This window comes from Reichenbachiella sp., assembly GCF_965233835.1.
GTDB lineage: Bacteria > Bacteroidota > Bacteroidia > Cytophagales > Cyclobacteriaceae > Reichenbachiella.
On sequence record NZ_OZ247585.1, the window covers coordinates 1,271,945 to 1,290,484 of the forward strand.

Annotated in this window: 16 protein-coding genes; 10 read left to right on the plus strand and 6 right to left on the minus strand. The window is 41.0% G+C overall.

The window, feature by feature from the left end; translation table 11 throughout:
* Positions 1 to 72: 72 nt before the first annotated feature.
* From ACO6S2_RS05475 to xerD, 3 genes are all read right to left on the minus strand, one after another.
* Positions 73 to 1,098: a quinone-dependent dihydroorotate dehydrogenase gene (locus ACO6S2_RS05475; protein WP_422361508.1), complete on the minus strand. Its 1,026-nt coding sequence runs from the start codon at positions 1,096 to 1,098 to the stop codon at positions 73 to 75.
* Between the two features lie 204 nt (positions 1,099 to 1,302).
* On the minus strand, positions 1,303 to 2,868 hold the full coding sequence (locus tag ACO6S2_RS05480) for a T9SS type A sorting domain-containing protein (protein ID WP_422361509.1): 1,566 nt from the start codon (positions 2,866 to 2,868) through the stop codon (positions 1,303 to 1,305).
* A gap of 118 nt (positions 2,869 to 2,986) precedes the next feature.
* Positions 2,987 to 3,886, minus strand: a complete 900-nt coding sequence (gene xerD / locus ACO6S2_RS05485; protein WP_422361510.1) for a site-specific tyrosine recombinase XerD — start codon at positions 3,884 to 3,886, stop codon at positions 2,987 to 2,989.
* A gap of 166 nt (positions 3,887 to 4,052) precedes the next feature.
* On the opposite strand from xerD, the gene aroQ reads away from it, so the two are divergent.
* The 5 genes from aroQ to ACO6S2_RS05510 are packed head-to-tail and all read left to right on the plus strand — an operon-like array spanning position 4,053 to position 6,693.
* Positions 4,053 to 4,472 (plus strand): type II 3-dehydroquinate dehydratase, encoded by a 420-nt coding sequence (gene aroQ / locus ACO6S2_RS05490; RefSeq protein ID WP_422361511.1) that lies wholly within the window; start codon positions 4,053 to 4,055, stop codon positions 4,470 to 4,472.
* Positions 4,473 to 4,475: 3 nt separating this feature from the next.
* Positions 4,476 to 5,048: a MarC family protein gene (locus ACO6S2_RS05495; RefSeq protein ID WP_422361512.1), complete on the plus strand. Its 573-nt coding sequence runs from the start codon at positions 4,476 to 4,478 to the stop codon at positions 5,046 to 5,048.
* A 48-nt stretch (positions 5,049 to 5,096) separates the two neighbouring features.
* Positions 5,097 to 5,570: a ribonuclease HI gene (rnhA, locus tag ACO6S2_RS05500; protein ID WP_422361513.1), complete on the plus strand. Its 474-nt coding sequence runs from the start codon at positions 5,097 to 5,099 to the stop codon at positions 5,568 to 5,570.
* 11 nt (positions 5,571 to 5,581) lie between these two features.
* Positions 5,582 to 6,130, plus strand: coding sequence for a GNAT family N-acetyltransferase (locus ACO6S2_RS05505; protein ID WP_422361514.1), 549 nt, complete (start codon positions 5,582 to 5,584; stop codon positions 6,128 to 6,130).
* A complete protein-coding gene (locus tag ACO6S2_RS05510) occupies positions 6,127 to 6,693 on the plus strand; it encodes a HutD family protein (protein ID WP_422361515.1) in 567 nt (188 codons plus the stop codon). The genes ACO6S2_RS05505 and ACO6S2_RS05510 overlap by 4 nt, the downstream gene beginning before the upstream one ends.
* 114 nt (positions 6,694 to 6,807) lie before the next feature.
* On the opposite strand, the gene ACO6S2_RS05515 is transcribed toward ACO6S2_RS05510, so the two are convergent.
* Positions 6,808 to 7,365: a hypothetical protein gene (locus ACO6S2_RS05515; RefSeq protein WP_422361516.1), complete on the minus strand. Its 558-nt coding sequence runs from the start codon at positions 7,363 to 7,365 to the stop codon at positions 6,808 to 6,810.
* A gap of 77 nt (positions 7,366 to 7,442) precedes the next feature.
* Between ACO6S2_RS05515 and ACO6S2_RS05520 the strand changes: the two genes are divergently transcribed.
* On the plus strand, positions 7,443 to 8,153 hold the full coding sequence (locus ACO6S2_RS05520) for a tRNA1(Val) (adenine(37)-N6)-methyltransferase (RefSeq protein WP_422361517.1): 711 nt from the start codon (positions 7,443 to 7,445) through the stop codon (positions 8,151 to 8,153).
* Here ACO6S2_RS05520 and ACO6S2_RS05525 read toward each other — a convergent pair.
* Positions 8,150 to 8,932 carry a DUF3667 domain-containing protein gene (locus tag ACO6S2_RS05525; RefSeq protein ID WP_422361518.1) on the minus strand — a complete coding sequence of 261 codons (783 nt, stop codon included), beginning with the start codon at positions 8,930 to 8,932 and terminating at the stop codon, positions 8,150 to 8,152. The genes ACO6S2_RS05520 and ACO6S2_RS05525 overlap by 4 nt on opposite strands.
* Positions 8,933 to 9,097: 165 nt before the next feature.
* On the opposite strand from ACO6S2_RS05525, the gene ACO6S2_RS05530 reads away from it, so the two are divergent.
* From ACO6S2_RS05530 to ACO6S2_RS05545, 4 genes are all read left to right on the plus strand, one after another.
* A complete protein-coding gene (locus ACO6S2_RS05530) occupies positions 9,098 to 9,478 on the plus strand; it encodes a hypothetical protein (RefSeq protein ID WP_422361519.1) in 381 nt (126 codons plus the stop codon).
* A gap of 136 nt (positions 9,479 to 9,614) precedes the next feature.
* Complete coding sequence (locus ACO6S2_RS05535; protein WP_422361520.1) at positions 9,615 to 11,921, plus strand: TonB-dependent receptor domain-containing protein; 2,307 nt, start codon at positions 9,615 to 9,617, stop codon at positions 11,919 to 11,921.
* Positions 11,922 to 11,968: 47 nt separating this feature from the next.
* On the plus strand, positions 11,969 to 13,363 hold the full coding sequence (locus ACO6S2_RS05540) for a PepSY domain-containing protein (RefSeq protein WP_422361521.1): 1,395 nt from the start codon (positions 11,969 to 11,971) through the stop codon (positions 13,361 to 13,363).
* A 78-nt stretch (positions 13,364 to 13,441) separates the two neighbouring features.
* Positions 13,442 to 15,892: an ABC transporter permease gene (locus ACO6S2_RS05545; protein ID WP_422361522.1), complete on the plus strand. Its 2,451-nt coding sequence runs from the start codon at positions 13,442 to 13,444 to the stop codon at positions 15,890 to 15,892.
* Positions 15,893 to 15,997: 105 nt separating this feature from the next.
* On the opposite strand, the gene ACO6S2_RS05550 is transcribed toward ACO6S2_RS05545, so the two are convergent.
* Positions 15,998 to 18,373 (minus strand): sodium-translocating pyrophosphatase, encoded by a 2,376-nt coding sequence (locus ACO6S2_RS05550; protein WP_422361523.1) that lies wholly within the window; start codon positions 18,371 to 18,373, stop codon positions 15,998 to 16,000.
* Positions 18,374 to 18,540 lie beyond the last annotated feature (167 nt).

Below are 18,540 nucleotides of genomic sequence, written 5' to 3' on the forward strand. Positions count from 1 at the left end.
TGAGTATTTGGAATGTAAATTAATCAAAATGGGCACAAATGTTAACCCAAGAATCGATCATTTGGTAAGCGTTTAAGCCAGAGCTTTGTTGATGTCTGAGATCAACTTTGGACCTTCGTAAATGAATCCGCTGTAGACTTGTACCAGACTGGCCCCTGCTTGTACTTTTTCTAACGCTGATGAACCAGAATTTATTCCACCTACGCCTATGATTGGGAATGAGCCGTTCGACTTTTCATGTAAGAAACGGATTACTTCTGTCGATTTTTCTTGTACAGGTTTACCACTAAGTCCACCCGCGCCAATCGCTTCTACCGTTGAACTTGATGTTTTCAATTCAGATCGATCTATGGTGGTGTTGGTAGCGATCACACCATCTATTTTTGTCTCGTTGACGATTTCTATGATATCCATCAACTGCTCTTCAGTTAAATCCGGCGCAATTTTGAGCAGAATGGGTTTGGTGGCTGGTCTTTTTTTGTTTTCACCCATTAACGTGTTCAGAATGTTGGATAATGGTTCTTTCTCCTGTAGTTCGCGAAGACCCGGTGTATTTGGCGAGCTCACATTCACCACAAAGTAATCCACCACATTAAACAGCTCATTAAAACAAATGATGTAGTCGTTGACCGCTTCTTCGTTGGGAGTGACTTTATTTTTCCCTATGTTGCCACCCACGAGAATGTTTGACTTTCTTTTCTTTAATCTTTCTTTAACGACAACTACCCCATCGTTGTTGAACCCCATACGGTTGATTAAAGCCTGATCTTCTCTCAGTCTGAACAGTCTTGGTTTAGGATTACCAGGTTGTGGTTTGGGTGTAACGGTCCCAATTTCCACAAACCCAAAACCCATGGCAGCAAACATGTCTATGGCTTCAGCATTTTTATCCAAACCGGCTGCTAGTCCTACTTTGTTTGGAAAATTGAGCCCGAAAAGTTCGGTCGACTGTCCTTTACTTTTTTGACTATGTGCGACCGAAAAAAGAGCACGCCCGAAGGGTAAAGCATTGATCAACTTCATCATAAAGAAGGTCAAATGATGTGCATTTTCTGGTTGGAATAGGAATAGAAAGGGACGGATGAGCAGTTTGTACATGGTATTCTTTAGTAAGGTGCAAATGTAGTAGGAATGAGGGGATAGGGGAAATTGGATGAACTAAAAAAGTCGCGGGATTTCAACATCGTCATTGCCCGGTGTAAGACCGGGCAATCTGTTTCGAAGTGCATTCTGATCGAATAGCGTAGAGGCCTTTCAAACGGACTATCCGAATGCTCCCTTGTCGCATCGTGTAATGACGATTTATTCCTTAATAAACCTTGCCTGAATCACTTCCGCATTCGAGACCATTCTCATCATGTACATACCAGGCAAGAGTGATGAAACATCAATCTGCTGATTCTCCACTGTTAAACTCCATGATTTGCCACCAGTGCTGTATACCGCTACTGTGTTGGTGACAAAATCTGATTGGATGTTCAAAAACCTAGAGGTTGGATTAGGATGCAAAACTAAGGATTGACTGGATGTGGCTGATACAATCGGGGAGTATTCGGTATAACCATCAAAATCTACCATTTTCAATCTGTAGTAGGATTTTCCTGTCAATGGCTGGTAGTCCTTCCATTGGTAGTCATGCGTAGAAGAGGAGTTATGATGAGAACTCAAGCGATCTAGCGCTTCAAAATTCTCCCCATCGGAGCTTCTTTGAATTTCAAAATAATCATGGTTGATCTCGGAGGCGGTTTGCCATTGGAGTAGGGTGTGGTCTAGCGCTTGGCTTGCTTTGAAGAAGGTGAGTTCTACGGGGAGTTCGTCTCCTGTGGCGGCCACTGTGAATCCACCAAAGGCATTGACACCTGTGAAAGTAAGCAGGCGAGGATCCGTGGCGTCATCTGTTGGATCAGTAAGTTCAGTCCAATCACTACCGCTATCATTAAAAATAGCCTGATTGGCAATACTATTGTCCCAAATTGCCCGCCACCTTACCGTAAGAATTTGCCCTGAAGGAGTATTGTCCGAACTCAAATCCCAAGAACAATCAATTGATTCATCCATTGAAACAGCACCAACTATCCTACCAGCAGATCCTAGGGTTCTTGATAGCGTTACGTTTCCCAGATCATTTCCTCCAGAATTATTGATTCCTAAAAAACTAAAAGATCCCGTGCCAACAGCACGAGCTTGCATAGTAGCTGTACCCGTGATATAGTTGGCATCACTTTCTTGATTATAAGGGTCATTGGCATTGTTTCCGAAGAGCAATGCTCCAGAACCAACATTAATAATGCTAGACCCAGAATAAGTCACCAAATCACCGGTTCCGTCCAAAAGGAAGTCTCCGTTGATCGCAAGGGTAGAGCCGCCGGTAACTTGGACTGATGAGGTGCTCGGTGTTCCAGTAGGTATTATCGTAAGATTCTTGTCTACCACAAGTGCCTCGCTATACGATCCAGACGCCACATTTACTTGTCCGCTAGTTTCGACCAAATCAATACCTTCTTGCAGTACGCCGCTGGTTGTTACATCTATAATCTTGCCTTCAACATTGAGTATCCCGGCTAGATCAGCATTCAGCATAATTCTGTCAATGGTTACTACTCCACCGGCTCCTACCAAATCAATGGCTTTGTTCACATTTACTGTTTCTGCGTAATCATTTCCATTGTCTTCAATAAACAAAAAATTTCCTGCAGTAATAGTGGCAACACCCGCTGCAACGGTCGCTTTGGCATTTCCAGCACCAGGTGATAATCCGTCGTTAGAATCATTTCCAAGGACATCATCTACATAGATATTTTGGGAATACACGAAAAAAGGACAAATGAGGAAACAATGAACCGTAACTTTCTTCAAAAAAGCAGTCATAATAGGTGGATTCAGGTGGTAAGTATATGTCGGGCTAGGATCGTTACATTAAAAATAACGAAATAAATAAGAAAACTCACCTTAAAACACTGACAAACTGCGACTTATGAAAGTAGGGTTAACTTCTAGGATGATAATCTCTTACTATTTGCTTGAGATAATCCCGATCCAAATGCGTGTAAATCTCCGTGGTGGTGATAGACTCATGTCCTAACATTTCTTGCACCGCACGCAGGTCAGCACCACCTTCAATCAGATGAGTAGCAAAAGAGTGACGAAAAGTGTGCGGACTGATTTTTTTGTTTAAACCAATTTTGATCGCCAGGTTTTTGATGATGGTAAAAATCATTACACGAGTAAGCTGTGCGCCTCTACGATTCAGAAAGACAATATGTTCGTGCCCTTTTTTGATATCCAGATGACATCGGATTTGCTCCACATAGATTTTGATATGCTTCAGCGCTTCTCTTCCGATGGGTACCAAGCGCTCTTTGTTGCCCTTTCCAATCACTCTCAAAAAACCTATATCTTCCAATACACAATTGAGCTGAAGGTTGACCAATTCAGATACCCGAAGTCCAGAGCTATAGAGCGTCTCCAGCATGGCCTTATTTCGTGGTCCTTCTGACGTACTCAGGTCTATGGCATCAAAAAGTGCGTCAATTTCTTGCACATTAAGCGTGTCTGGTAGCTTGCGCCCTAGTTTGGGTGCTTCGATCAGCTCTGAAGGGTCCTTGTCCAGATCACCTTCGAAGACCAGATACTTAAAGAAAGATTTGATACCGGAAACTATCCTAGCCTGGGAATAAGCCGACATACCCAGTTCATGAATGTACTCTAACAAATCCCTGATGTCCGAGTCTCTGACTTTCAAGGGGCCGTTGTCATTTTCTTTCAAGGTCAAAAACTGCTCTAACTTCACGATGTCTTGTACATAGGCTTCTACAGAATTTGGTGCAAGCGAGCGTTCTAGCTGTAGGTAAGATTTGAATTGGCCGATGTAGAATTTCCAGGACATGTCGAGACTTGATAAGCGTCCAGTAAAAATGAACTATTTTAGAAAACTGTGCAACGGGTTAGTTGACTATCGAAACGAGTGGACTAATTTTGAACATGGATATAAGGACTAAGATTTTTGTTTTTAGGCCTTTACTCTTGATTCTAGTTATATTGATTCTTAAACAATGAAAATACTCATTCTCAACGGACCAAACCTGAACCTGCTAGGTAGGCGAGAACCCGAAATTTACGGGCATGAAACATTCGAAGATTACTTTGAACACCTCAAAGTGAAATTCACAGATGTGGAACTAGAATACCTTCAAACCAATCATGAAGGTGTGATGATTGATAAAATTCATGAGGTTGGATTTGATTATGATGGTATTGTTTTGAACGCAGGTGGTTATACGCATACATCGGTGGCTTTGGCAGATGCTGTGAAAGGAGTCACTACGCCTGTAGTAGAAGTACATATTTCAAACGTGATGGAAAGAGAAAAATTCAGGCATCACAGCTATCTAACTCCCGTGTGTGTGGCACACTACATCGGACTGGGTCTTGATGGTTATAAAGAAGGCATTCAATACATTTTAAACAACTAACTCATGCAACTCGATTTTACCCAAATATTGTCGGTCTCATTGATTCTGTTTTCTGTGATCGATATCCTCGGAAGTATCCCCATCATTATCAACCTTCGGAAGAAGGCTGGAGTGATTCATAGTTTCAAGGCCACCTTCGTTGCCGGTGTGATTATGGTTATTTTTCTCTTTCTCGGAGATAGAATATTAGGCCTTTTAGGCATTGATGTAGGGTCATTTGCCATCGCTGGGGCGTTAATTATGTTTTTGATTGGGATGGAAATGGTCTTGGGCATAGAATTATTTAAATCAGATGAGGAAGAAGCGACTTCATCTTCTATAGTACCTATCGCCTTCCCATTAATTGCCGGACCGGGTACGATGACGTCCTTGATTTCCTTGAGGGCAGAGTTTGACCTCACCAATATTCTGGTTGGTATCTTGATCAACTTGCTATTGATCTATTTCGTGCTTAAATCTTCCAGTTGGCTGGAAAAGAAAATCGGACATGCAGGTTTCAATGTGATCAGAAAGGTCTTTGGCATTATTCTTTTAGCCATTTCGATCAAACTTTTCAAAAACGGAATAGCGATTTAAAATAAACTGTTCATTATTCACTTTACACTATTCATTAATCACTAAAAAATGTCTCAGCCTAGCATCATCATCTATACAGACGGATCATCCAGAGGTAACCCCGGCCCTGGAGGCTACGGTACCGTCCTGCTGGCCAAAGGCCACAGAAAAGAGCTATCCGAAGGTTTTCGCAAAACCACCAACAATCGTATGGAGCTACTAGCCGTGATCAAGGGCCTGGAAGCGCTGAAAGTGGTCAATGCAGAGGTGCTGATCTATTCTGATTCCAAGTACGTGGTGGATGCCGTAGAAAAAGGCTGGCTGTGGGGCTGGGTGAAGAAGGGTTTTAAACAAAAGAAAAACAAAGACCTATGGGAACGGTTCATCCCGCCTTACAAAAGAAACAAAGTCACTTTCAAATGGGTGAAAGGTCATGCCGGTATTCCCGAAAACGAGCGTTGTGACGAGTTAGCTGTCGAAGCGGCCATGGGCTCCAACTTACCTGCTGATCAGGCTTTTGAGAATGGGATAAATGATTTTTAGCATACAAGAAAATGACCTTTGCAATTAGAGAAACGACTCATCTGGACGCCGAACGAGTAGTCGACTACTTCTCGAATTCGGATGAAACCTATCTGAAAGGCATGGGTGCTGAGAAAAGCAAATTGCCGCCGCGAGAAGATTGGGTAGCAGCCATTCAAGCGGAGCTCGACAAACCCTTTGAAGAGAAACAGTTGTACTATGTGATCTGGGAGGTAGACGGGAAGGCGATCGGCCATTCCAATATCAACAACATTTCTTTTGGCAAGGAGGCATTTATGCATTTGCATATCTGGGAAGAAGAAAATCGTAGATTTGGTAATGGACTAGAGCTGATCAAACAATCCATTCCTAAATATTTTGAACATTTTCAATTAGAAACTTTACGGTGCGAGCCATTCGCTGGCAATCCTGCTCCTGTTCGATTGTTGGAGCAAGTAGGTTTTGAGTTCGTAGAGATTTACGAAACCACTCCAAGTATTATTTGCTTACCACAAGAAGTCCGAAAGTTTGAAATGAGTAGGGAACGCTTTTTTTCTTTAGATCATTTTCAAAGCTCATGATTATCCAGCACCTAAAACCTGATTCTACAAAAATTATTTTCTGGGCGAAAGGCTCCAGTCAGGAGTTATTTATCTATCCGCCTACTGCTGATTTTCAAAAAAGAGATTTCTTGTTTCGGATTAGTTTGGCTACAGTTGAAGCCGAATCCAGCGTATTCACACCATTTCCCGGAGTTCAACGAACCTTGATGTTGCTGAAAGGCGAACATACTTTGATGCACAAAGGCTATCACACTAAACGATTGTCTCCCTTCGAGCAGGATACTTTTGAAGGGGATTGGGAAACTTCCAGTCTGGGCAAAGCCACCAATTTTAATTTGATGTGTCGAAGCGGTGCATCAGGCATCATGAAGTATCTAAAAGGCAGCCAGGGAGAGAAAACTACCCTAAAGATAAAATCTGATTTGGAGTTGATATACCTCTATGCAGGCAAAGCTTCCTACCAAGGCAAATCAATGGAGTCTGGAGATTGCTTAGTGATAGAAAAAGAAAAAACAAGCTTGATACTAGAATGTGAAGAGGCTTGCGATTTTGTGCAGGTGTCAGTTGCTTTAAAACCTTAATTTTGGTCCCATTATGAGCTTGATGGAATTAAATAAGATGTAATCAAAAAGGCTGTCTCAAAAGTCTTGACATCATCATGAGCTTTGAGACAGCCTTTTTTATTGTTAGCAGTTTTACCGTAAGAAAAATCCAATTCCTCCTGTACTAATTATTTTAACTCCGCCATCTAAATATTCTCCATCCTGATAGCCAAGGCCAATGCTCAAGTTTAAATGGAATCCGGTTTTATAATTTCTTTGAAATCCCCATACTGGTCCAACGAAAAAAGAATTTTCGTAGCTATTTTCAAAAATTACATTCTCCGCATCTCCGAGCCTATTTCCGCTATATCCAAAGGCCAGAGCCACATAGTTTCCAGAGTTTTGCTCTAGCTCTTTTTTCACAAACTTCCTGTTGTAATAATTACGAATTTCCCCAGCGAAAAATGGGGCAGCGTAGAATTCGGTACCACTTCCATTATTGCTACTTGTATAAGCATAGGCACCCAGTTGCAGTCCTCCCGCTAAAGCAAGTGTTTGCTTTTCACCAAGCTTTTGTTCAAGAGATAACCCAAGAGGGAGTATTGTGATTCTTACTTGTGTTTGCTTGAGATCAGGAGCGATTGTTCCTTGAGCAAAACCGAAACTTATGCTTCCAATAGCAATCAGTATTGTTAGAATTGTTTTCAACATGTTTATTTTGAGTTTTAATAAAAATTTCGGCAATATAGCTTCTTTTTTTATTTGAGAAGATTGGGATTTCAGTACAAATGGCTAACTCTTATTTTCAGTTTAAGCAATTCACGATTCATCAAGGGCAATGTGCTATGAAGGTGAGTACTGAAGCTTGTATTCTTGGTGCTTGGATACCAGTGTCTACTCCTAACCGTATCCTTGATATCGGAACTGGGACAGGACTTTTGTCACTGATGCTAGCTCAGCGAATCAATGCTCCAATAGATGCCATCGAGTTGGATGAAGCTGCAGCTCAACAGGCTAAAAAAAATGCCTTGGAATCAAAATGGAAAGAGAGTGTAAAAGTTATCAACCAAAGTGTGTTTGAGTGGACGCAATCAATAGATCATACCTATGATCTAATTGTTTCCAATCCACCTTTTTTTACCGACAGTCTTAAATCTGAAACTAACTCAAAAAATCTAGCTAAGCATGACACTTCTGAATTCAATAAACAAAATCTTGCTGCTGTTTTGAAAATCTTACTTTCCGAAAATGGGAGGGCTTACATTCTTTATCCAGAGTTGGAGAGTCAGCAGTTTAAAGCTGAAGTCGAAAAAATAGGCTTGTTCTATTCTGAAGCATTGGTCATTAGAAATCAACCGAAAGGACCTGTTTTTCGGGTGATATCCAAAATCACCAAGACTGAACAGAAGTGTGAATCGGAATCACTAAACATTCGAGAAGGCCAAGTTCACTCGGAGTCTTTTGAGAAGCTTTTGTCTGGTTACTATTTAAAATATTAGCTCAGACTTCTCTTAAGTATCAACAATATCGTAATAGAAATGGTAGTAAATAGCAAAAACGAGGCGTAAGCCAGTGCGTAGGCAAAAAAACTTTTTAGGATAGACTTTATGCTTATTTTCTGAGTAAAAAATAAGCTAATCGCAATCATTTGATAAATCGTAGCCACAAGGCCGATGACTATGGAATTTTTATAGCCGCTTACTGCAAATACCAAAAAACCTATAATGTTAAATATTTGTGCCTGTCCATGGGAGAAGAAAGCGAGGACAATACTTTCCAGTAAATTGAACCCTGATTTTCTGAACCATAGTCTCGTCCAAAAACCAACAAAAGGAACCATCAAGACGGCAATGTATTGTAAGTTGTCATGAATTTTCTCCTGTACCATTTTGGCCATGACTTTAGCTTCTTGAGATCGCGTGGTTCTGGTCTCATCAATGATAGAATTAGACAGATCCTCTGTTTTAGGGAAGTAATCCGAAACGGAGAATCCTGATACTTTGATGAGTAATAATAAAATGGCGAACATTAAAAAATAATAGCCGACCGGGCCTACATACTTTCCTCGAATTCCCTTGATATAATCGAGTGCTACAGTTCCAGGGTTTTTGAATAGTCCAATTGCAGTTCTAGGAAAAGCACCATCTAGCCCATAGATGCGACTAAAAAAATCACTAAAAAAAGACTTGACTGTGAGTCTTGATACGTCTTGTTTTTGGCCGCAGTTGGGGCAAAATTTCTCTTCAGTTGAAGTGCCGCATTGAATACATGTTTTCATAGCGTTTAGTTCGGATGGTTCTTCAAGTATAGTCAATACAGCTTTAGGCACAAAAAAGCTAGGCCTTAACACTTATAATTCCACAATGTCCTAAAAGTAAAATTTAACTCAAAGAATTTTACTTGAAATCAAAAGGTACTGTTAATTTCGCTGATAGTGAATCGCATGGTTGCCATACTGCTTTTAATGATCTATACACTCGTATGGATGCGTCCTTATTTTCCATATTTGGAATATGCCTTAAATAAAGACTATGCTATTCTTGATAGAAATTCAGACAAACTGGATGCTGGCTTTACCCGATGTGAAGACATTTGTTATCTGGAAGATCAGCTAGCTAAATATAGCCAAGAAGAGGCTCCCAGCGAACTTCCCAATCAGCAAGCGAAGTTTGGATATGAAGTACTAACACACACTTTGCAGGAGTCCCATAACTCACTTGAGAGAGGGCAGAGAACTTTGCAGCCAAGTGGCCAAGTGGGTTATATTCAATTCTATCATTCTCGCAGTGAGGATGTAGCCTCTCCACCGCCGAAGAGCACTTAATTTTTTCATTTCTTATAAAGGGTTGAGCCATTCGATTGCGATTCTCCTTTCCATACAAAAGTCGCGGCTAGCCCGCGATGCAATCATTATTTAAATCACTTGCTGCATCATGCAGTAGGGAAAAAACTATATTCAAATGAAAAATTTAATTAGTGCACTAGCGGTGTTGCTTCTGGTTATTGGGAGTCATTCATTAGCTTTTGCTCAACAAACTATATCTGGAATTGTTATTGATCAACAAACCAAAGAGCCTATTCCAGGAGTGAATATTCGAGTAAAAGGAAGTGAAACAGGTACAATTACGGATGTGATGGGCAGGTTTCAACTAGAGTCTTCTGTTGACCAACTGTTGCTTGTTTCTTATGTAGGTTATGAGGCCGTTGTAGTTGCTTTGGCTGAAGACCTTGGCCGGATAGCACTCAAGCAATCAGCTATTGAACTCAATCAAGTTGTAGTATCTGCAAGTCGAGAGACACAAATGCGATCTGAAACACCTGTAGCTATTTCTAGTCTATCCGCTCAACAAATTGAAGAGGCTCATGCTACAAGCACGGATCAATTGCTAAACAAAACGCCTGGTGTCTACATGGTAGATCTAGGCAACGAGCAGCACAGTATGTCAATTCGCCAGCCTTTGAGTTACAAAAGTTTGTTTCTGTATCTAGAGGATGGTGTACCGGTGAGAACCACCGGGGTCTTCAATCACAACGCTTTGATAGAAATGAACATGGGTGCCTTCAAAAACATTGAAGTCATTCGCGGGCCTGCCTCTTCTCTTTACGGAAGCGAAGCCATAGGTGGAGCGGTCAACTTTATCACCCTAAACCCAACATCCGATCTGATGGTCAAGGCTTCCATACAGACCAATAATTTGGGATACAAAAGAGGTGATCTGTTGTTTTCCGATACCTACGGAAAAGTAGGTGTTTTGGCTTCTGTGAATTATGCTGACAGAGTAGATGGCTATAGAGCACATAGTGACTATGAAAAATGGGCAATGACATATAAGGCAGCTGTTGAAGTCAGCGAGAGGCTCTTGTGGTCCAACAGTCTTTCTTATGTCAATTACCGTTCGGACATGACGGGAAGTTTGGACAGTGCCAGTTTCTACGGACAGGAATATTCTTCTTTTCAAACATTCACTAATCGTGAGGTCAATGCCTTGAGATACAAAAGTGCTCTGGATTATTACTGGGATAGAGGGGCCAAATCTTCAGCTACATTTTTCTTTAGAAACAATTCTGTGAAACAGAACCCGTCTTATCGGATCAAAGACGATTATTCACCTTGGGGCAATCCAGGAGGAGATCCAAATCTGGCTCACTCAGAGGTGAATGACAATGCCTTCAAAAGCTATGGACTAATTCTTCAGCACAAGGAGCTGTTGAATTTTATAAATGCCTCCATGACTGGAGGAGCAAGTTTGGACTATAGCCCAAGTTCGTACATGGCTAATTACATCAGTATTTACAAAAACCATGAAGGTGTATATGAGAATTTCATGTCAAGTGATTCTGTGCTGACTGACTACGAAACTAAGTTGATCAATTACGCCACCTATGTGCAATTCGATATCAATCCATTGGATAGGTTAAGGTTGACGGCAGCCGTGCGATACGATCGATTTACTTATGTGTATGACAATCACTTGCCACCCACAGCATTTTCTGGTGCGCCAGACGAAACGAATCATTTCAATGCATTTACGCCCAAGCTAGGGTTGACATATGATTTGGGTATTGGATCTGGTTTGTATGTCAATTACAGCCAGGGGTTTGTGCCACCCCAGGTGAGTGAATTATACAGAGGTGTGCAGGTTCCTACGCTTGAGCCGGCAGTCTTCTCCAACTATGAAATTGGTGGGTGGTTCTCTTTGTTTTCAAAGGCGTCTTTAGATCTGGCTATTTATCAGCTGAACGGGCAAGATGAGATCATCAATGTGCGTCAACCGAGCGGAGACTATGCCAACGAAAATGCTGGAGAGACACTTCATCGTGGTGTGGAGTATGGCTTGAACTACCAGCCTATTCCCTCCTTGCACATTCGCGTGAGTGGAACCAATGCTGAACATACATTCAAGGATTATGTGGAATCTGGTGTTGACTTTTCTGACAATGAAATGGCTATAGCACCTTCTTGGATTGCCAACGGCGAAATCACCTATCGACCTCAGTTTATCAAAGGATTTAGACTAGGAGTAGAGTGGCAACATATTGATGATTATTATATGGATGCAGCTAATACTGCTACCTATGAAGGGTTCGACATCTTCCATATAAGGGTCGGTTATGAGTTCAAAGGATTCGAAACTTGGCTCAATATGATGAATGTGAGCGATGAGTTGTATGCCACCAATGCCTCTAAATCTGCTTGGGGCACCAACTACAATCCAGGTGATCCACGGACTTTTAATGTGGGGTTGGCTTATAATTTTCAAAAATAGATTATAACGACAGGGTGGTATTAAAAACAGCCTCTCATCTACATATTATGAAAAAGAAACAATTGTATATCTGGCACAGATGGGTAAGTATTTTGTGTCTATTACCAGTGTTGATGTGGTGCTTCAGCGGATTGATGCACCCCATGATGGCTCACTTTTTTAAAGTGAGGCCAGCCCAAATGGTTTTGAAGCAAGCTGCATTTATAGCAGACCCAGCAATGGTTTCCCTAAGGGATTTGTCATTGCAGCAAGGCGAAATACAAGATATTCACCTTGCTCGGATAGCGGAGGAAGCTTACTATCAAATTCAGATAGATGGTGAATGGAAATACTTCAATTGTATTGATGGCTTCGAATTAGAAAATGGTGACTCGATATATGCTCAACAATTGGCAAGGTACTTTTTAGGAGATAGTACATCGACCATTGTTTCAATAGAAAAAGTCGAAAAGTATACGTCTGAGTATAAGGTTATTAATCGTTTGCTACCTGTCTATAAAGTCACTTTTGATAGGGACGATAACATGGATGTGTATGTGCACACCGGTTCGTCCAGATTAGGAACTTTGAACGATGATCTGAGGAAATCTTTTTTATGGGTATTCTCTATGTTTCACAATTGGGATTTTTTAGGCGCGGACTCAAATCTAAAGAGGCTGGCTGTGCTGTTGTTTTCCTCATTAGTTTTTGTTACAGGAGTGATGGGGCTGGTGATCTTTTTTACCACCAAAAAACTGGCAACTGAAAATGACCGAATAAAGACACGTAGGCGTCATAGGAGATTGGCAGTATCCGTTGCCATAGTCTTGTTGATGTTTTCGTTTAGTGGGGCCTATCACGCTTTGCAGAAGTTTGAACCATATACTTTGAATGGTCAAGGCCCTGAGCCGTTGCACGTAGAAGTGGATAAGTTGACAAACGAACCGCTAGCGGCTGTTTTTAAAGTAGGAGCGCCTATCAAACAAATTTCACTTAAACAATTGCAGGGTAAATTGTATTACAGAATGGAATTTGCGAAGTATGGCAGTGATGCTGCATATTTAAGCGTTCAGGATTTACAATCTGTAGAAAATGGCGATGTGGCTTATGCCAAGGAAAGAGCAATGGCCATAGCAAATGGAAATTTTGAATTGATTGAGGAGCCTGTGACTATTTCTAAATTTTCTAGAAGTTATGGTTTTATCAATAAGCGTTTGCCAGTGGTTCAAATAGCCTTCAATACACCAGATCATTTGACCTGTTTTATAGAGCCTAGTTCAGGGATTCCGGGAGCTGTCGTCCGGGACAAAAACAGAGCGGAGATTTTGAGTTTTCTGTTTTTGCACAAGTTTAACTTATTCAACTTTTTGGGCAAAGGCGCTCGTGATACCATCATGTCTCTGGCAGCTTTGTCAATGGTGGCCATTGCCTTGTCTGGATTTTGGATATTGATTAGAAAGTAAAACTGTAAAAGAGACACTGTTTTTGAATGGTGTCTCTTTTTGCATTGCAAAGTTTTTTTAAAGTCGAAAATACACTTGATGAATAGCAACCTTTTAAGTTTTTCTTCATCCTTAATAGGTAATGCAAACGATATGATCAATAACAACTTTAAAATCTCCTATAGAATTCTGAAGAAGGATTTCACCTACTCACTTGTCAATATTTTCAGTTTGGCATTTGCTCTAACCATAGTAATCTTCATACTTGAATATGCTCGTTTTGAAATGAGCTATGAAAATAGTTATGAAAATGCTTCAAGAATTGCTCGAGTTACCACAGATTATTTAGATAATGATTCAGTCATTGAACAAGACTGTGAGGTATATCCGCCGTTACCTGCACGGATAGTACAAGATATTTCTTGTGCTACGGCATCTGCACGTGCCTATCAGTTAGAGGATGTTAGATCCTTAGAAATAGACGGTAGATTTTATTCGGAAAAGAATTTGTATGCAGCAGATGCCAGCATTTTCGATTTGTTCGATTACCAATTTATCAGCGCAAAAAAAGCAGATATTTTTCAAAACCCTTATGAAATAGTTATCACGGCTACATCCGCAAAGAAGTTGTTTGGGTCTACCGATATAGTAGGTAGATTATTGAAACTGCCTGAAGTAGATCACTCGTTTAGTATTGAGGGAGTGATCGATGATGCTCCAAAAAACACTCATTTAAAATTTAGTATGTTGATTTCTTACCCAACCATGCTAGCGGCGTTTGGAGAGCGCAAAAACAACTGGAACGGAAACAATACCTATGGATATATATTGCTCTCTGATCAAAACAAACATGATGAGTTTGCCCTTGCACTTGAGGACTTGAACAAAAAATTGAAAGAAGAGGAAAAAATTGAAAACGAAAAATTTACTACTCAACCCATAGAAGATATACACCTATACTCGAATAAATCTTTTGAACCCGAAATGAATGGAAATGCCTCAGAAGTCAATTTTTTATTGATTGTAGCCGGATTGGTTATGTTGATAGCTTTTGTAAATTATGTAAACTTGTCAACCTCCAAATCGCTTGATCGAGCAAAAGAAATTGGTATTAGAAAAGTTATGGGCTCTTCCAGGACTCAAATCAGTTTTCAAATATTTTCGGAAAGTATCCTGTTGCATTTTTTCTCTGGGATTACTACGGTTTTTATTCTTTTGGCACTTTTGCCGTCTTTCAAAGAACTTACAGACCTGCCAGTTTCCTTTAATCCATTTTCGTCAGCCGTCTTTTGGGTAGAGCTGGTTGCTATTGTTTCAATTAGTGCAATGGTCTCAGGAATTTTGCCCGCGGCGATTCTGTCATCCTTCAAACCTAAAGCTGTGCTCAAAGGAAAAATTAGTCACACCAAATCAGGGATAGCATTTAGGAAGGGTTTAATCGTATTGCAGTTCGTAATTACAATTGTATTATTGACACAAACGGCGACTGTCAGGGAACAGATTAAATACCTTCAGAATATGGATTTAGGAGCCAATATTGATCAAGTAATTTCCATTCGTGGGCCTGAGACTGATTCGTTAAGCAGCAAGTTCAATTCATTCAAAACGGAATTAAATGCCCAATCTTGGGTAAAGTCCATTGCGCTATCATCTGCGGTACCTGGAGTGACCGTTAACGAAATGAGCACGACAACGGGTATCAATTTGGAGGGTGCTAAAATTCACAATAGTTTCAACTACTACCTATATCGAATAGATCAGAATTATATTCCAACCATGGAAATGAAACTGCTGGCCGGTCAGAATTTTGATGAAAAAAAACAAAACAATCGAAATGTTATCATAAACGAAGAGACTGCAAGGCTTTTGGGAGCAAGTTCTCCGGCAGAGTTGGTTGATAAGAAATTGGATTTCTGGGGAGAAAAATGGAGAATTTTGGGTGTACTAAAGAATTTTCACCAAACCTCACCTAAAACACCTCATATTCCATTGGTTTTAAGATATTCTGATAATTTTTCTCTAGCTAATGTACGGATAAATGATGAACAGGTGCAGGATAAAATTGCATCTCTTAGATCTATTTATGAGCAGCACTTTGGTGATTTGCCTTTGGACTATTTCTTTGTAGATCAAGCCTATGATCGTCAGTTCAGAAAAGATGAACAATTTCAAAAGGTTTTTGGTGTGCTTTCATTTTTTGCGGTAATAATTGCATGCCTTGGTTTGTACGGCTTGGCTACTTTCACCATTCTTAAGCGTAGCAAAGAGATTGGCATCAGAAAAGTACTAGGTGCTGGTGTATCTCAGATCGTAACTTTGCTATCAGGTGAGTTTATTGGTCTTGTTTTATTGGCTGCAGCTATATCCATTCCATTTGCTTATGCGATTGTGAATTCATGGCTTGACGGGTTCTCCGAAAGAATTATGTTGAGTTGGTACTTTTTCCTTTTGCCTATAGCCTTGGTAGTTTTTGTGGCTTTTGTTTCTATAAGCTATGAGACAGTGAAAGTTTCATTAAAGAATCCGGTGGATTCATTGAAGGACGAATGACTGGAAAGTCAGAAAGTATCGAATTAGGTAAAGGCTTGATCTAATAAAAAAAGCGCAGGGCTCATGTCCTGCGCTTTTTGATTCTTTTCTATATAAGAAAACAACTTATCCTTCGGAGACTTCGGCTGAAGTTTCCATAGTGTCGTTTGATTCTACTGCTCCGTTAGGCTCTACTGTTTCCATCTTTTCTTTTTTAGCAGTACAACAAGCTTTCGTGCAGTCAGCTTTGCATGCTTTTTTGTCCATTTTGGCGTGACAAGCAGCAACACAAGCACCTTCGTGCTTGCAACCCATCATTTCGATTTGAGCCTCACTTCCGTGTCCGCCTGTGCCGTACACTTCGCCCAAGATAGGAGCTATCACTAGACCAACCAAACAAGTTAGTTTGATCAAGATGTTCATAGATGGTCCAGAAGTATCTTTGAATGGATCACCTACGGTATCACCAGTTACTGCAGCTTTGTGTGCTTCAGATCCTTTGTAAGTCATCTCACCGTTGATCTCAACACCTGCTTCGAACGACTTCTTAGCGTTGTCCCAAGCGCCACCGGCGTTGTTTTGGAAGATCGCCCACATTACACCAGATACAGCTACACCTGCCATGTAAGCACCCAATGCCTCAGGTCCCATAGCAAATCCAATGATGATTGGCGTGATGATAGTCAAGGCACCAGGAAGCATCATTTCTTTCAATGCTGCTTGCGTAGAGATTTCTACACATCTTGCGTAATCAGGTTTGCCTGTTCCTTCCAAGATACCAGGGATTTCTTTGAATTGACGTCTAACTTCCATTACCATTTCCATGGCTGCTTTACCTACTGACTTCATAGCCAGGGCAGAGAATACTACAGGAATCATACCGCCGATAAACAACGCAGCCAATACGTCTGCTTTAAAAATGTTGATTCCGTCGATGCCTGTGAAAGTCACGTAAGCAGCAAAGAGAGCTAAAGCAGTCAAAGCTGCAGAAGCAATCGCAAATCCTTTACCTACAGCAGCAGTAGTGTTACCTACTGAATCCAAAATATCTGTTCTTTCTCTTACTTCCTCTGGTAGCTCACTCATCTCGGCTACTCCACCTGCGTTATCTGCGATAGGACCGAAAGCATCAATAGCCAACTGCATCGCAGTAGTAGCCATCATCGCAGAAGCAGCGATCGCAACACCATAGAATCCAGCTAATTCATATGATCCCCAGATCGCGATAGCAAAAAGGATCACAGAAGAGAAGGTTGAAATCATACCAGTAGCCAAACCAGCAATAATGTTGGTAGCGGCTCCGGTAGAAGAATTAGTTACAATATCCAATACTGGTTTTTTGCCCAATGCAGTATAGTATTCAGTAAACATCGAGATTAAATATCCAACACCTAACCCTACCAACGTAGCGTAGAATACGTGACGACTAGGAATATCCATAGCGCCTTCACCGAAGAACTTCATACCAACGATAGTTTCCGGTAGCATATAGTCGATCAAGAACCAACCAGCTACAGCTGTCAATAGAATGGATACGATGTTACCCGTGTTCAATGCTTTTTGTACTTGGTCTTCCTTAGCAGAATTGTCTTTGATGCTGATCAAGAAAGTACCAATGATCGAAGCTACGATACCTACACCTGCAATCATCACTGGCAACAAGATAGGTCCCATGCCACCGAATGTGTCAAGCACTACGCCTGCGTCGGCCATGTCCTTGATGATATAGTTACCCAATACCATAGAGGCCAATACGGTAGCCACGTAAGAACCGAAAAGGTCGGCTCCCATACCCGCTACGTCACCTACGTTATCACCTACGTTGTCGGCAATAGTAGCAGGGTTTCTTGGATCATCCTCAGGAATTCCAGCTTCTACTTTACCTACCAGGTCAGCGCCTACATCGGCTGCTTTCGTATAAATACCACCACCTACTCTGGCGAATAGTGCGATAGATTCAGCTCCCAAAGAGAAACCTGCTAAGGCTTCCAATACCATGGTCATGTCATTGTAGAAAGAGCCATTGCCCATAAACATGTTGATGAAAATCAAGAAGAACAAGCTAAGCCCTAATACGGCCAAACCAGCTACACCTAATCCCATCACCGTACCACCACCAAAAGAAACTTTCAATGCGTTTGGCAAACTGGTTCTAGCAGCTTCAGTAGTTCTTGCGTTGGCCTCAGTAGCGATTCGCATACCGATGTTTCCCGCAGCAGCAGAGAAAATAGCACCAACAACGAATGCAGGGACAATCATCCAACTGGTAGTTTCTACCATAGTAGAAATTCCAAATAGCGCAGCAGAAGCAGCAACTACAAAGATGGCTAACAGTCTGTACTCAGCACTCAAGAAGGCCAATGCACCTTCTTTAATGTTCTTTGAGATTTCTTGCATCTTCTCATTTCCGGCACTTTGCTTCTTTACCCATGCCATTTTGATCAGCATGAAAACAAGTCCCAGACAGGCCAATACGATTGGCACGTAAATCAAATTACTCATATCTTTTCCTAGAATTTTTTAAACTCAAATTTAAAAATCAAAAAAGGGCTAAAAGCCCTCTCATTTAAACCAGCGCAAATATAAGAGATCAGTCAACAATAAAAAATATAGTAGCTGAGGGAATCCATAGGGGCTGTGGTTGGCTATATTTTACATTTTAATGGACT

Excerpts from the sequence above, each read along its gene's own strand:
- ACO6S2_RS05510 (WP_422361515.1), top strand. The coding sequence starts at position 6,127 with ATGATTATCCAGCACCTAAAACCTGATTCTACAAAAATTATTTTCTGG.
- ACO6S2_RS05540 (WP_422361521.1), top strand. The coding sequence starts at position 11,969 with ATGAAAAAGAAACAATTGTATATCTGGCACAGATGGGTAAGTATTTTG.
- ACO6S2_RS05505 (WP_422361514.1), top strand. The coding sequence starts at position 5,582 with ATGACCTTTGCAATTAGAGAAACGACTCATCTGGACGCCGAACGAGTA.
- ACO6S2_RS05515 (WP_422361516.1), bottom strand. The coding sequence starts at position 7,365 with ATGTTGAAAACAATTCTAACAATACTGATTGCTATTGGAAGCATAAGT.
- ACO6S2_RS05535 (WP_422361520.1), top strand. The coding sequence starts at position 9,615 with ATGAAAAATTTAATTAGTGCACTAGCGGTGTTGCTTCTGGTTATTGGG.
- xerD (WP_422361510.1), bottom strand. The coding sequence starts at position 3,886 with ATGTCCTGGAAATTCTACATCGGCCAATTCAAATCTTACCTACAGCTA.
- rnhA (WP_422361513.1), top strand. The coding sequence starts at position 5,097 with ATGTCTCAGCCTAGCATCATCATCTATACAGACGGATCATCCAGAGGT.
- ACO6S2_RS05475 (WP_422361508.1), bottom strand. The coding sequence starts at position 1,098 with ATGTACAAACTGCTCATCCGTCCCTTTCTATTCCTATTCCAACCAGAA.
- ACO6S2_RS05530 (WP_422361519.1), top strand. The coding sequence starts at position 9,098 with ATGGTTGCCATACTGCTTTTAATGATCTATACACTCGTATGGATGCGT.
- ACO6S2_RS05495 (WP_422361512.1), top strand. The coding sequence starts at position 4,476 with ATGCAACTCGATTTTACCCAAATATTGTCGGTCTCATTGATTCTGTTT.
- ACO6S2_RS05545 (WP_422361522.1), top strand. The coding sequence starts at position 13,442 with ATGAATAGCAACCTTTTAAGTTTTTCTTCATCCTTAATAGGTAATGCA.
- ACO6S2_RS05550 (WP_422361523.1), bottom strand. The coding sequence starts at position 18,373 with ATGAGTAATTTGATTTACGTGCCAATCGTATTGGCCTGTCTGGGACTT.
- ACO6S2_RS05525 (WP_422361518.1), bottom strand. The coding sequence starts at position 8,932 with ATGAAAACATGTATTCAATGCGGCACTTCAACTGAAGAGAAATTTTGC.
- ACO6S2_RS05480 (WP_422361509.1), bottom strand. The coding sequence starts at position 2,868 with ATGACTGCTTTTTTGAAGAAAGTTACGGTTCATTGTTTCCTCATTTGT.
- aroQ (WP_422361511.1), top strand. The coding sequence starts at position 4,053 with ATGAAAATACTCATTCTCAACGGACCAAACCTGAACCTGCTAGGTAGG.
- ACO6S2_RS05520 (WP_422361517.1), top strand. The coding sequence starts at position 7,443 with ATGGCTAACTCTTATTTTCAGTTTAAGCAATTCACGATTCATCAAGGG.